The sequence below is a fragment of the Neorhizobium populisoli genome, assembly GCF_019430945.1.
In the GTDB taxonomy this organism is placed as follows: domain Bacteria; phylum Pseudomonadota; class Alphaproteobacteria; order Rhizobiales; family Rhizobiaceae; genus Neorhizobium; species Neorhizobium populisoli.
In genome coordinates this window covers 45513-57741 of sequence record NZ_JAHYCB010000015.1, presented here as the reverse complement: position 1 = coordinate 57741, position 12229 = coordinate 45513, and the positions used below count along the sequence as shown (strand labels likewise).

The 12229-nt window shown below is 60.7% G+C and carries 15 protein-coding genes and 1 pseudogene; 14 read left to right on the top strand and 2 right to left on the bottom strand.

The annotated features are described in order from the left end of the window. Window positions 1–80 precede the first annotated feature (80 nt). The 4 genes from KX729_RS28710 to KX729_RS34290 all read left to right on the top strand — a co-directional run bounded on the left by KX729_RS28710 (window position 81) and on the right by KX729_RS34290 (window position 2363). A complete protein-coding gene (locus tag KX729_RS28710; protein WP_219745900.1) occupies window positions 81–710 on the top strand; it encodes a nutrient deprivation-induced protein in 630 nt (209 codons plus the stop codon). Further along, on the top strand, window positions 703–1119 hold the full coding sequence (locus KX729_RS28705) for a phage holin family protein (RefSeq protein ID WP_219745899.1): 417 nt from the start codon (window positions 703–705) through the stop codon (window positions 1117–1119). Before KX729_RS28710 ends, KX729_RS28705 begins: the two co-directional genes overlap by 8 nt. Further along, window positions 1119–2105 (top strand): DUF3618 domain-containing protein, encoded by a 987-nt coding sequence (locus KX729_RS28700; protein WP_219745898.1) that lies wholly within the window; start codon window positions 1119–1121, stop codon window positions 2103–2105. The genes KX729_RS28705 and KX729_RS28700 overlap by 1 nt, the downstream gene beginning before the upstream one ends. A gap of 123 nt (window positions 2106–2228) precedes the next feature. Then, window positions 2229–2363, top strand: a complete 135-nt coding sequence (locus KX729_RS34290; protein WP_281423280.1) for a hypothetical protein — start codon at window positions 2229–2231, stop codon at window positions 2361–2363. Between the two features lie 219 nt (window positions 2364–2582). Here the strand turns inward: KX729_RS34290 and KX729_RS28690 are convergent, their stop codons facing one another. Together KX729_RS28690 and KX729_RS28685 are read right to left on the bottom strand one after the other, a co-directional pair. Then, window positions 2583–2741 (bottom strand): hypothetical protein, encoded by a 159-nt coding sequence (locus KX729_RS28690; protein ID WP_219745897.1) that lies wholly within the window; start codon window positions 2739–2741, stop codon window positions 2583–2585. Between the two features lie 63 nt (window positions 2742–2804). Next, window positions 2805–3466: pseudogene (locus KX729_RS28685) on the bottom strand (manganese catalase family protein); the annotation flags it as partial. Here KX729_RS28685 and KX729_RS28680 point away from each other — a divergent pair. The 10 genes from KX729_RS28680 (at window position 3466) to KX729_RS28635 (ending at window position 12228) form a co-directional block, all read left to right on the top strand. After that, on the top strand, window positions 3466–3804 hold the full coding sequence (locus KX729_RS28680) for a hypothetical protein (RefSeq protein ID WP_219745896.1): 339 nt from the start codon (window positions 3466–3468) through the stop codon (window positions 3802–3804). The pseudogene KX729_RS28685 and the gene KX729_RS28680 overlap by 1 nt on opposite strands. Next, window positions 3801–4061, top strand: coding sequence for a hypothetical protein (locus tag KX729_RS28675; protein WP_219745895.1), 261 nt, complete (start codon window positions 3801–3803; stop codon window positions 4059–4061). The genes KX729_RS28680 and KX729_RS28675 overlap by 4 nt, the downstream gene beginning before the upstream one ends. A gap of 90 nt (window positions 4062–4151) precedes the next feature. Next, window positions 4152–6554, top strand: a complete 2403-nt coding sequence (locus KX729_RS28670) for an FdhF/YdeP family oxidoreductase (protein ID WP_219745894.1) — start codon at window positions 4152–4154, stop codon at window positions 6552–6554. Window positions 6555–6598: 44 nt separating this feature from the next. Further along, window positions 6599–7168 carry a c-type cytochrome gene (locus tag KX729_RS28665; RefSeq protein WP_219745944.1) on the top strand — a complete coding sequence of 190 codons (570 nt, stop codon included), beginning with the start codon at window positions 6599–6601 and terminating at the stop codon, window positions 7166–7168. Then, complete coding sequence (gene coxB / locus KX729_RS28660) at window positions 7165–8148, top strand: cytochrome c oxidase subunit II (protein WP_219745893.1); 984 nt, start codon at window positions 7165–7167, stop codon at window positions 8146–8148. The genes KX729_RS28665 and coxB overlap by 4 nt, the downstream gene beginning before the upstream one ends. Beyond that, entirely contained in the window at window positions 8148–10058 is a 1911-nt protein-coding gene (gene ctaD, locus KX729_RS28655; protein ID WP_219745892.1) for a cytochrome c oxidase subunit I, read from the top strand. Before coxB ends, ctaD begins: the two co-directional genes overlap by 1 nt. Further along, window positions 10055–10657: a cytochrome c oxidase subunit 3 gene (locus tag KX729_RS28650; RefSeq protein WP_219745891.1), complete on the top strand. Its 603-nt coding sequence runs from the start codon at window positions 10055–10057 to the stop codon at window positions 10655–10657. Before ctaD ends, KX729_RS28650 begins: the two co-directional genes overlap by 4 nt. Continuing rightward, a complete protein-coding gene (locus tag KX729_RS28645) occupies window positions 10654–10965 on the top strand; it encodes a hypothetical protein (RefSeq protein WP_219745890.1) in 312 nt (103 codons plus the stop codon). The genes KX729_RS28650 and KX729_RS28645 overlap by 4 nt, the downstream gene beginning before the upstream one ends. Continuing rightward, on the top strand, window positions 10953–11840 hold the full coding sequence (locus KX729_RS28640; RefSeq protein ID WP_219745889.1) for a cytochrome c oxidase assembly protein: 888 nt from the start codon (window positions 10953–10955) through the stop codon (window positions 11838–11840). Before KX729_RS28645 ends, KX729_RS28640 begins: the two co-directional genes overlap by 13 nt. Continuing rightward, a complete protein-coding gene (locus KX729_RS28635; RefSeq protein WP_219745888.1) occupies window positions 11821–12228 on the top strand; it encodes a c-type cytochrome in 408 nt (135 codons plus the stop codon). Before KX729_RS28640 ends, KX729_RS28635 begins: the two co-directional genes overlap by 20 nt. The last annotated feature ends 1 nt before the right edge of the window (window position 12229 follow it).

Here is a 12229-nt window from a genome sequence, read left to right as displayed (position 1 = left end):
AACAATCCGGTGAGCTTCCGGTTCGTGAATAGGTCACTGCAGCCACGCAGACAGATCAGCGTCATATCGGGAGAATTTCCATGACTGAACGAGATCTCACCCCGGGTCACGGAGGCGCAGCCGCTTCCGGCTCTTCGCGATTCCAGGAAAGCCAGGAACCCCATTCCGAAAATCCCAGGGAGGCGGGCTCCTCCCAATCGAGCGCCGCCGGATTGGGCCAGAAAATATCGGATGACATCGCATCGCTAAGACAGACGGCCAAGGACGAGCTGTCCGGTGCAGCCGACAAAGCCAATGACGTTGCCATCGAACAAAAGAACGTCATCGCCTCTAAGGTCGGCGGCATTGCTGCAGCCATGGAAAAGGTCGCGGCCGAACTCGAGCAGGGCGATCAACGGGATATCGGCCGCCTCACCCGCAATATCGGCTCGAGCATGCGCACGTTTTCCGATGACATCAAGGATCGCGATATCGGTGAAATTGCGCAGATGGCGGAAGATTTCGGCCGCAAGCAGCCTTTGGCTTTCTTGGGCATGGCCGCCATCGCCGGCCTTGCCGCAAGCCGCTTCCTGACAGCCTCTTCCATTCGTGGTTCGCGATCAGGCATGCACGGTGCCGAACAGCGTTCCCCGCAAACTCCGGACGGCGCGTCCGCAACCCGCCACGACACAAATGTCACCCCTTCGACGGAGGATCATTTCAATGGCTAAGCCGCTTGACACCCGCTCGCTTCCTGAACTCGTCACCGGCCTGGTGACGGATATATCGGGACTGTTCCGCAAGGAGATCAATCTCGCCAAAACCGAAGCCTCCGAGAAGATGTCCCATGCGATCGCCGGCGTGGAGGCATTCGCTGCAGGACTTGTCTTCGCGATCTGCGCCGTCGGCGTTCTGCTTGCGGCGCTCGTCAACGGCCTGACGGCCTTCTTCGTCGCCCGCGGCATGGCGGAGCCGAGCGCGGACGCTCTGTCCTCCGTCATCGTCGGCGTCGTCGTCGCCCTCATTGCGTGGGGGCTTATTTCCCGCGGGCTTGCCACGCTTCGCGGAGAAAACCTGAAGCTCGACCGCACCTCCGCCTCGCTGCGGCGGGATGGGCAGATGATCAAGGAGAGAACGTGATGGCTCACACATCCGAAACCACCAAATCGGTCGAAATCGAACGGGAGATCGAAGCCGACCGCCGCCGGATCGAAGAGAAGATCGACGCGATCCAGCAGCGCATGTCACCCGGACAGATCGTCGACGAGGCTCTTGCCTATGTTAAATCGTCCGGTGGTGGCGAGTATGTCGCTAATCTCGGCAATGCGTTCAAGAACAACCCGATCCCGCTTGCTCTGATGGGCGTCAGCCTTGCCTGGCTGATGGCTGCGCCGAAGACAACCGTCTCCTCCTATGCCGATCGTCAGGAGGACGAGGTGGAATATCCGCTTGCCGTCGTCAGCGGCGACATGCGCCGGGCGGGGCCTGTTCAGGCGGATGGCGACAAGCGCTACAGCCACTTCATCGACGGCGCGGGAAAACGCTTCAAAGCGCTGACGGACGAGACCGGCAGGCGGGCGGGCCATTTCATGGATGAAAGCGGCCAGACCTTCCGCGGCTTTGCCGACGCTTCGGGGCGCCAGATTCATGACATCCGCGATGAGGCGGGCAAGCTTCTGGACCAGGCTTCGGGCTGGGCCTCCCACACCTGGCGGCAGATTACGCATTCGACCGGTAAGATCGGCGACGCCGTTGCAGGCGCCGGCCGGAGCTCGCTGAACGCCGGGACGCAGCTCAACGAAACGATCCTGAGGCAATTCAAGGATCAGCCGCTGGTCGGCGGCGCACTCGCCTTTGCCGTCGGAGCCGCCATCGGCGCCGCTCTGCCGCATACGCGCACGGAAGATGAGGCCCTTGGTTCGGCCGCCGCCGATGTCAGAGGCCGAGTTTCCAGCGAGGCTTCGAAGGCCATGGACAAGGCCGGGAACCTGGCCTCCGAAGTCTATGAAAAGACCACCTCGGTTGCGGCCGACGTGCACGACGTTGCGCGCAAACGGATTGCTGAAGAGGCAACCAACCTTCGGAGCAGCGACGACCAGTCCTCGTCGAGTACCCGCCCTCATTAGGCGGTCGTGAGGCCACCTGTCGAGCAGGTGGCCTCATCCGCCGTTTGCACGCCAGCGTGCACGGCACATTTGGAGGGACGAATCGTCCTATCCAAGACAGCCAACGTCAAGGGAGATCCGGTAATGCAACAGATCGACCCTTCCGAACTTGAAACGGGCGCCTATTATTGGGCCGTCAGGCAGGGCGTTTCTTCTGAAGAAATGGAGTTGGAGATCGTCCGGGCTCGACAGTGTTCGGATCCTCCCCTGAATATCTGACCACCGCAGTCATGGGCACCGACCAGCACTATTCGCTCGAGAACTATATTTTCTTCGAAAAGGTTGCTGGGCCACAAAGAGTCTCGTCCTAGCCCCATTTGCTAAATGTGGTTACTGGCTAAGCGATAGGACAGGCCCGGTTGCCATCCTTGTCCGGATTGAGAAGACACAGGCTGAGCAGCGCAGGGCCGGGAACGGCCTCGCCTTAGGATCTTTGCATCATTGGGATGGAGCCTGAGCCGCCGGGTTGCGAGGATCGCGGACTGCCGGGGTCGGATGGTCTCCATTGACGCTCATCATGGCCTGATCGACAACGGCGATAACGACGGCCAGGACGACAATGACGCGACCGCAGCGAAAAGCAATCCGTCTGCTCATTACATTCCTCCGACACGATAGATGACGCTGCCGCCGCAAACTGGGTGCGGCGGCAGTCACTGTTTACATCTGCTCGACCTGCGCGCCTCCGCCAGGCTTTGCCTGGCCAAGCACCGGTTTCTGCCCCAGAGCCTCGGTCATCGGCATTGATTTGAATTCGCCCTTGCCATCGGCGGAAGGGCCTTCAGACCAACGCCCGGCAACCGGATCGCTGCCGTCTGCCTGGAAGCCGAGGAAGGCGTAGGAGAATTCCTGCTTTTCCTCTTCCTGCGGGAAGCTGTTGGGAATTGGAAAGCGCCGGCCGTGCCCCCGAGTTCTTCGAGCGCTGCCAGCCACTGGTTCTGGTGCATCGTGTCGCGGGCGATCAGAAAGGAGAGCATGTCCTTCATGCCGGGATCGCTGGTCATGTTGTAGAGCCGCACGGCCAGCACCCGGCCGGCGGATTCGGCCGTGACATTGGCTGTCATGTCAGCGGCGATATTGCCGCTCGCATAGATATGCGACATGTTGAACGGCACGCCGTCGGAATCGACTGGCATGGCGGACTGACCCGCAGAGAGCAGGTTCTTCAGGTTGATGCCGCCGAGCACGGCGCCGCCGACCGGATCGGCTGCGATCTCCTCCCTAAGCTTGAGCGGCGCGCCTTCGAGGTTCAGGGCGACAGCGGTGGCCAGCATTTCGATATGGCCGAGCTCTTCGGCCGCGGTGTTCATGAGGAGCTGCCGTGAAACATCATTTTCTCCTTCTGCGTTTGCTTCCGAAGCAGACAGCGGGGAACTTGGATTATTCGTGGCGACCGGAAGACTATTTTCCTCCCGGCAATATTCGAAGAACGGAGAGACATGACGGAACTCCGAGCGCCGGTCTTGGTTCGGAAGGTCCGGCAACGGAGGTGATTATGGCAGATCCGAAAAGCAAGCAGCCTGCGGAAGGTTCTTGCAGGGTGATCGACAAGGAATTGCGCCGCCAGGACGGCGAGTCGAGGCTAAAAGCGGAACAAAGTGCCACGCCGAAAGATCCGGCGCCGCGTTCGAAGCTGGCGAGTAGAAAGGAAAGAAGATGAGCAGTTCAGAAACGACGACCGATCACAAGACGATCCAGAAATGGGCCGAAGCCCGCGAAGGCCGCCCCGCCATTATCCGCAATGGCAAGGAGGGCGGCGTTCTCCGTATCGATTTCCGTGAAAAGGAAGAAGAGTTCGATGAGATCGGCTGGGACGAATTCTTCGATGTTTTCGACAAGAACAAGCTCGCATTCCTCTATCAGGACAAGACCAGGGACGGCGAAACGAGCCGCTTCAACAAATTCGTCGAACGCTGAACCTGTCGCTTCTCCTCGAAGCGAGGAGTTGAAGATCGCAGGCGCGCAACCGGCATGCCTGCGCGCCCTTCCTGCAGCACATGGCGTATCATGACCAAAAATCCGAAGAGAAAGCCCAGGATCGGTTTCGACAGCGGTCCCGCCGGAGGATGGGGATCGGCGAAATCGGTCAGCGAAGTGCTGATCCGCGAACATGTGCCGCTGTCCGGTGCAGCACTTCTGGCGCAGCAGAACAAGCCGGAAGGCTATATGTGTGTGAGCTGCGCCTGGGCGAAGCCGGCAAAGACGCATCCGCTGGAGTTCTGCGAAAACGGCGCAAAGGCGACGGCTTGGGAGGTCACGAGCAGACGCGCCGACAGAGACTTTTTCGCTGCCCACACACTAACCGAACTGGAAAGCTGGCGCGATCACGATCTGGAAGAGCAGGGCCGGCTTACCCACCCTATGCGCTGGGATGCTGGGACCGACAAATACGCGCCCGTTACCTGGGACGACGCGTTCGCGGAGATCGGCCGCGAGCTTCGCGCGATTTTGCCGGAGAAGGCGGAGTTCTATACATCCGGCCGCGCTTCGCTTGAAACATCCTATATGTATCAACTCATGGCCAGGATCTATGGCAGCAACAATCTGCCGGATTCGTCCAACATGTGTCACGAGAGCTCCTCCGTTGGGTTACCGGAGAGTATCGGCGCTTCGGTCGGCACCGCGATCCTGTCCGATTTCCAGAACTGCGACTGTATCTTCTACATCGCCCAGAATGTCGGGACTTCCTCGCCGCGCCTGCTGCACGACCTGCAGGATGCCGTGGACCGCGGCGTCAAGGTGGTCACCATCAACCTTCTGCGCGAGCCGGGGCTGGAGCGCTTTATCAACCCCCAAGCACCGAGCGAGATGCTAACCGGCAAGGAAACGCCGATCTCCTCCAACTATTACCAGGTTAGAAGCGGCGGTGACATTGCCGCCATGTTCGGGATCGCCAAGGCGCTGATCGAGGCGGACGATGCACTCCATGTGGCGCGGGTCAGCAAGGTTTCCGGGTCGGATGACGTACCGGAGGATCCTTCAAACGCCGCAGCCTTTGCCTTTGCAGCTTCCGTCGCGGCAGCAGATAATAAACACGTTCTCGATCACGATTTCATTCAGACCCATACGGCAGGCTTCGAAGAATTCGCCGCGGCTGCGCGGACGTATGAATGGTGCGAACTGGAACGCGTCTCCGGCCTGACCCGGCGGGAGATGATGGAGGCGGCCAGGGTTTATGCCGCGTCTGATGCGGTCCTGATGGTCTACGGAATGGGGCTCACACAGCAGTTGATGGGTGTCGAGAATGTCCATATGGTCGCCAATCTGGCGCTGCTGCGCGGCAATGTCGGTAAGCCCGGCGCCAATATCTGTGCCGTGCGCGGCCACTCTAACGTTCAGGGGCAGCGAACGGTCGGGATCACCGAAAAGCCAGGCCTCGTACCGCTCGACAAGCTGAAGGAACTTTATCAGTTCGAGCCGCCGCGATGGGAAGGCCATACGACGGTCGACGCCTGCAAGTCGATCATAGAGGGTGAAACCAAGGCATTCGTTAGCCTCGGCGGCAATTTCCTGCGGGCGGCGCCGGAGACGGAGGCCATGGAAGCGGCATGGCGGAAATTGCGGCTTACGGTGCAGATCGCTACCAAGCTCAATCGCAGCCATGTCATCCATGGAGAGATCGCCTATCTGCTTCCCTGTCTCGGCCGCATCGAGATCGATGAACAGGCGAGCGGCCCGCAGGCGGTGTCGATGGAAAGCTCCGTCGCGCATTTCCACGGATCGCGCGGCAAGACCAAGCCCGCAAGCCCGGAGCTCCTGTCGGAGCCGGCGATTGTCGCGGGTATCGCCAAGGCGACGTTGACCGAAGGTCGAGTGCCTTGGGACCGCTGGGTGGACGATTATTCGCTAATCCGTAATGCGATCGAGGAGACCTATCCCGAAACGTTCAAGGATTTCAACAGACGCCTGTTCCAGCCGGGCGGCATTCCACGGCCGCTTCCGGCGAGGGAGCGGAAATGGGTTACAAAGAGCGGCAAAGCGAACTTTCTCACACCCGGGCGGCTGTTTCCCGACCTTCCGGAAGAGGCATTTGCCGACGATGTGCTTCATCTCGCAAGCCTGCGCTCGAACGACCAGTTCAACACGACGATCTATGGCTATAGCGATCGCTTCCGCGGCGTGGACGGAACAAGGCAGGTCGTGTTCATGAACCGCAAAGATATTGTCAGGCTCGGCTTTGGCGCCGGCGATGTCGTCGACCTGACTACCGCGATAGACACGCAGACGCGCAGAGCCGTGAAGGGTTTCCGGATCGTCGGCTACGATATTCCGGAAGGATGCTGCGCCGCCTATTATCCGGAAACCAATCCGCTGTTTCCTTTAAGCCACCACAGCCCAAAGGCCAAGACACCGTCCTACAAGCTCCTGCCCGTGCGTTTTTCACCCTCAACGGAACTGCCTTTCAATTGAGGAGGAGAAGCATGTCGGCCAGTGTTTCGCGTAACAGTTCGATCATGCTCCCGGCCATCCTCCTGATCCTGTTCGCATTGACTGCCGCTCTCATCGCCTATCTGCGTGAACCGCGGCAATATCGTACGGATCCGCCGGTTTCGGAAGCGCTGGAGGGGATGAGGCTGATGCCGAACGGGATTGCCGGCACTCCGCCTGACGTCTATTTCGCGCTCGGGAAGCCCTACGAGAAGACGGCCTACGACCTCTCTCAGGGCAAGCGACTCTATACCTGGTTCGGTTGCGCCGAATGCCATGGCGAAGGCGAGGGCGGGAAGGGGCCATCGTTTCTCGACGGCTGGTGGCTTTACGGTCCGTCCATGGTTTCGATCGCGGCCTCCATCCGGGACGGCCGGCCGCATGGCATGCCGGCGTTCGGGAGCAGGATAACGATCGACGAGATCTGGCAGCTGTCCGGCTACGTCAAGACAATCGGCGCCTATTCGGCCAGCGTCAACGCGCCGGCGCGGAACGACGACCGGCAGACGCGTCCGGCCGAGAACCGGGCGCCGGCCGCATCGCTTTTCGACGAAGGGCCGGTGCCGGTTCACCCCGACCAGGGACCTTCGCCGTGAAACGGACCCTTCTCCTCCTGCCGGTCATATTAAGCGGCTGCGCCGGCGTGCAGTCCGCGCTCGACGCGCAGGGACAATCGGCGATCCTCCTCAGGAACCTGATTTTTGTCATCGTCATCGTCTGCTCCATCGTCTGGCTGGCGGTCATGGCTATGCTTTTCTGGGCATTGCTTCGGCGTGACAGGCCGAAACCCGAGGACAGCCGTACCGACAAACCGATGCAAACCGCGGTCATTGCGGCGGTGGCAGCAACCGTCGTCATCATCACCGGCCTGACGGTTGCCAGCTTCTACACGACACGAGGCCTGGGGCCGGTGCCGGATGTTGACGTCACGATCAGGGTGCGGGCACAGCAGTGGTGGTGGCAGTTCACCTACGAGGACAGGGAGCCCGTGCATGCGTTCCAGACGGCGAACGAAATCCATATCCCGGTCGGCAAGAATGTCCGCGTTTTGCTCGAGAGCATCGACGTCATCCACTCCTTCTGGGTGCCGAGCCTTGCCGGCAAGCAGGATCTCATCCCAGGTCGTGAGAATGTCCTGACCCTCCGGGCGGAAAAACCCGGATTTTATCGCGGCCAGTGCGCTGAATTCTGCGGGCTGCAGCACAGCCACATGGCCTTCGTGGTGATAGCCGAAGACGAGCAGAACTATCGGCAATGGGAGGCTACCCAACGTGCAACGCCCAGCGAACCGCGCGAAGCCGAGGCTCTGGCCGGCAAGGCAGTTTTCATGGCCAGACAATGCAGCGCCTGCCATACGATCCGCGGGACGCAAGCGACCGGGATTTCCGGTCCGGACCTGACCCATGTCGGCAGCCGGATGACGATCGGCGCGGGCCTCATGGAAAACAGCCGAGGCTCGCTTGCCGCGTGGATCGCCGATCCGCAGACGTTGAAGCCCGGCAACAGCATGCCGCTCGTGCCACTTTCCGCCCAAGAGCTCCGACAGATCTCCGCCTATATGGAAAGTCTGAAGTAATGGTCGAACAGCGTTTATCGGTTATAGCGGACACAGACCTGGATCGGGCGGGGCTGGAACGGGAGCTGGAAAAGACCTGGGGCGCCCAGCCGGGGTTTTGGGGCATGATCGCGACAGTCGATCACAAGGTCATCGCACGCCGCTACATCGTCACGGCCTTCGTTTTCCTGATCCTTGGCGGCCTTCTGGCACTGGCAATGCGGCTGCAGCTGGCGCAGCCGGAAGCGCGGTTCATCAATCCCGATCGATACAATCAGATCTTCACCATGCATGGCTCGAACATGATGTTCCTCTTCGCCGTGCCTGTCATGGAGGCGATGGCGGTCTATCTGGTGCCGCTGATGGTCGGCACGCGCAACATCGCCTTTCCGCGCCTCAATGCGTTTTCCTACTGGGTGTTTCTCGCCGGCGGGATATTGCTCTGGCTGGCGTTTCTGCTCGATGCCGCGCCCGATGTCGGATGGTTCGCCTATGTGCCGCTCGCCGGTCCCGAATACGGAGCGGGCAAGCGGGCCGATATCTGGGCTCAGATGATTACGTTCACCGAGCTTTCAGCGCTGGCGATTGCAGTGGAAATCGTCGTGACCGTCTTCACGCAACGCGCGCCGGGCATGTCGCTCGATCGGATCCCGCTGCTGGTCTGGGCAATGCTCGTCATGGCGTTCCTCGTCATCATGGCAATGCCGGCCATCATGTTCGCCAGTTCGACACTGATCATGGACCGGCTCGTCGGCACGCAATTCTATAATCCGGCGGAAGGAGGCGATGCGTTGCTCTGGCAGCACGTCTTCTGGTTCTTTGGTCATCCGGAGGTCTATATCATCTTCCTGCCGGCGGTCGGCATGGTCTCGACGATCCTGCCGACCTTCGTTCAGAGGCCGGTCTTCGGTTATCTGCCGCTCGTGATGGCGCTGATCGCGACGGGCATCCTGTCCTTCGGCCTCTGGGTCCACCACATGTTCGTCGTCGGATTACCGCGGCTCGGCGAGAGTTTCTTTACCGCTTCCAGCATGGCGATAGCCGTCCCGGCCGGCATCCAGATCTTTTGCTGGCTTGCGACGCTCTGGGCGGGGCGGCCGGTCTTCAAGGTGCCGATGCTGTTCATCATCGGCTTCATCATCACCTTCGTGATTGGCGGCTTGACCGGCGTGATGGTCGCCTCGGTGCCTTTCGACACACAGGTGCACGACACCTATTTCGTGGTGGCGCATTTCCACTACGTGCTGATCGGCGGCGCTGTCTATCCGCTGCTCGCCGCCATCTACTACTGGTTTCCGAAGATGACCGGTCGGATGATGAGCGAGATTTTGGGGCGCTGGGCGTTCTGGCTGATCTTCATCGGTTTTCACCTCACCTTCTTCCCAATGCATATCCTCGGCCTGCAGGGCATGCCGCGGCGGATTTATACCTATCAGCCCGAACTGCCCTGGGGCGGGCTCAACCTGTTCGTCAGCCTGAGCTCCGTCATGTTGGCCGCCGGCTTTCTGGTGTTCTTCATCGATGCGGTACGCAGTTGTGTGCACGGACCCAAGGCTGGCGAAAATCCATGGAATGCGCCAACGCTCGAATGGGCGACAAGCTCGCCGCCACCCTCCTATAATTTCCGCTCAATTCCCGTCGTCGAGGACCGAAACCCGCTCTGGTCGCGGCCGGGTGAACTCACTGTAGCGGCTGGCCTGCGGACCGATCGCCGCGAACTTTTGGTCACCAGTGTGGTTGAAGCATTGCCGCACGCACGCGAGTCCTCGGCGCCGCAATCCGTCTGGCCCTTCTGGGCGGCAATCGCCACATCGATCATGCTGATCTGGTCGATGTTTTCCGCCTGGGCCGTCGTCTGGGGTTCTATGCCGATCGCGATTGCGCTGATCGGCTGGTTCTGGCCGAAGGGCGCGCCGGAGGAAGAATCATGAAAGAAAGGGTTGCTCTGGACGTTTCGCATCTGCCGCTGCATGCCACGGGCACGGCGAGCCCGACGTGGTGGGGCACCTGCGCCTTCATGCTGATCGAAGCCTCCGGCTTCAGCTTGGCGATCGCGGTTTATTTTTATCTCATGAGCCTTGCACCCATTTGGCCGATCGATGTGCCGCCACCGGATCTTAGGGCGGGAACGGTGCTGACGGCGCTGCTCGTCGCAAGCGTGGTCCCAAACATGCTCGTGTCGCGCTGGGCGCGGCAGCGGAATATGTGGCGGGTTCGGGTAGGGCTCGTCGTGATGTCGGTGACGGGGATCGTGCCGCTCGTCTTTCGCGCTTACGAGTTTCCCGCCTTGCATGTGCTGTGGGACGACAACGCCTATGGCTCGATCACCTGGACGATCCTCGGGCTTCATACGACGCATATCCTGACCGATCTCGTCGATACGCTGGTGCTGACCTGCCTGATGTTTTCCCGCCACGGCGACAATGCGCGGCGCTACGGCGATGTCGAGGACAACTGCCTCTACTGGAATTTCGTGGTCATTACCTGGCTGCCGATCTATGCCTGCCTTTATTGGGTTCCACGCTTATGAGACCAGCCATAGCACAGTTTGGCGGACTGGTCGTCGCGCCTGCGGCCTGGGCGGTCAACATGCAGCTCGGGCAGATCCTGCCCCATATCGATTGCGCATCGGAACTGATTCTGACGGCTACGGGTAGCTTCATTGCCATGCTGCTGGCCATCATTGGAACGGTGCTATCGTACCGGACTTATACCCCTTCGGTCTCCCGGGGCACCCGGTTTGTGGCAGGCCTCGCCGTGCTGATCGGGGCTGCCTTCGTATTCGCGCTTTACCTGCAGGGAGCGGCAACCTTGCTGCTGGATGCATGCGAGCGTTAATCTCCCTACTCATCTCCCTCATGAGTGCTGTCCCTGCTATGGCTCACGGGGGAGAGGAGCACGGTGCCTTACCGGAATGGACCTTCGATACATGGATTGTTACGCCGATCGCGTTTACCGGTGCGCTTTATGCGCTTGGTTCCCTCAGGCTCTGGGCGCGGATTAAAGATGCGCGGCTGCTGGTGAAGTCGGGCGCCGCCTACTGGAGCGGGTGGATCGTACTAGTCATTGCACTGATGTCCCCGCTGCATTTCCTGGGCGAGCACCTCTTCACTTTCCACATGATCGAGCATGAGCTCGTGATGGCGGTCGCCGCACCGTTGATCGTGCTGGCGCGGCCGATCGGGGTCCTGTTCTGGGGAATGCCGCGGGGCATCCGGCACTCTGCCATGATCGTCCTCAAACCACCTCCGGTGGAGCGGGCGTGGGATTTCCTCTCGCGCGGCTCCGTCGCGACCTTGCTACATGGTCTAGCCATCTGGGTCTGGCATGCGCCGGCCCTGTTCGATGCCACCGTGACCATCGTGTCGCTGCATCGGCTGCAGCATTTGAGCTTCTTCCTCACGGCGATCGTCTTCTGGTGGGCGGTCATCTGGAAGGCCGAGAAGGGATCGGCTGCCTGGCATTTGTTTGTGACGATGATACATACGAGCATCCTCGGCGCGCTCATTACGGTTGCTCCCCGCGTTGCTTACGTATCGCAAACGCGGTCCGCGCCTGAATGGGGGTTGACGCCGCTCGAAGACCAGCAATTGGCCGGCATCGTGATGTGGGTGCCGGGCGGCATCATCTATGCCGGAGCCGCGCTGGTCATGCTTGCGGCGTGGATATCAACGTCGAGTCGGGGAGGCGCCTATGCGAGTCGCGTCCGCTAGAGCGTGGTTGATCGGGACGACGATCCTGCTGGTCGCTGCGGCAACCGGCGTTGGTACCTCGATAATGTGGGACAGACAGAAGCGGAATGCGGTGGCAATCGCGATGACCGGCGGCAATCCGGCGATGGCCCCGCCGATCTTTCGGAAATACGGCTGTACGGGCTGTCATACGATCCCTGGCATTCCGGGTGCGGACGGCAGGGTTGGAGGGCCGCTGACCGACATGCGGCAGCGGGTGTATGTCGGGGGCGTGATGAACAATACGCCGAAGAACATGGTCCGCTGGATCGTATCTCCGCCAACGTTTTCGCCGGGGACGGCGATGCCGGTTACCGGAATTTCTCAACATGAGGCCAAGGATCTGGCGGCCTATCTCTACGCGCGATAGG

Bases quoted from the DNA above. Each gene is read 5' to 3' on its own strand.
- KX729_RS28710 (WP_219745900.1), top strand. From the start codon at position 81: ATGACTGAACGAGATCTCACCCCGGGTCACGGAGGCGCAGCCGCTTCC.
- KX729_RS28705 (WP_219745899.1), top strand. From the start codon at position 703: ATGGCTAAGCCGCTTGACACCCGCTCGCTTCCTGAACTCGTCACCGGC.
- KX729_RS28700 (WP_219745898.1), top strand. From the start codon at position 1,119: ATGGCTCACACATCCGAAACCACCAAATCGGTCGAAATCGAACGGGAG.
- KX729_RS34290 (WP_281423280.1), top strand. From the start codon at position 2,229: ATGCAACAGATCGACCCTTCCGAACTTGAAACGGGCGCCTATTATTGG.
- KX729_RS28690 (WP_219745897.1), bottom strand. From the start codon at position 2,741: ATGAGCAGACGGATTGCTTTTCGCTGCGGTCGCGTCATTGTCGTCCTG.
- KX729_RS28675 (WP_219745895.1), top strand. From the start codon at position 3,801: ATGAGCAGTTCAGAAACGACGACCGATCACAAGACGATCCAGAAATGG.
- KX729_RS28670 (WP_219745894.1), top strand. From the start codon at position 4,152: ATGACCAAAAATCCGAAGAGAAAGCCCAGGATCGGTTTCGACAGCGGT.
- KX729_RS28665 (WP_219745944.1), top strand. From the start codon at position 6,599: ATGCTCCCGGCCATCCTCCTGATCCTGTTCGCATTGACTGCCGCTCTC.
- ctaD (WP_219745892.1), top strand. From the start codon at position 8,148: ATGGTCGAACAGCGTTTATCGGTTATAGCGGACACAGACCTGGATCGG.
- KX729_RS28650 (WP_219745891.1), top strand. From the start codon at position 10,055: ATGAAAGAAAGGGTTGCTCTGGACGTTTCGCATCTGCCGCTGCATGCC.
- KX729_RS28645 (WP_219745890.1), top strand. From the start codon at position 10,654: ATGAGACCAGCCATAGCACAGTTTGGCGGACTGGTCGTCGCGCCTGCG.
- KX729_RS28640 (WP_219745889.1), top strand. From the start codon at position 10,953: ATGCGAGCGTTAATCTCCCTACTCATCTCCCTCATGAGTGCTGTCCCT.
- KX729_RS28635 (WP_219745888.1), top strand. From the start codon at position 11,821: ATGCGAGTCGCGTCCGCTAGAGCGTGGTTGATCGGGACGACGATCCTG.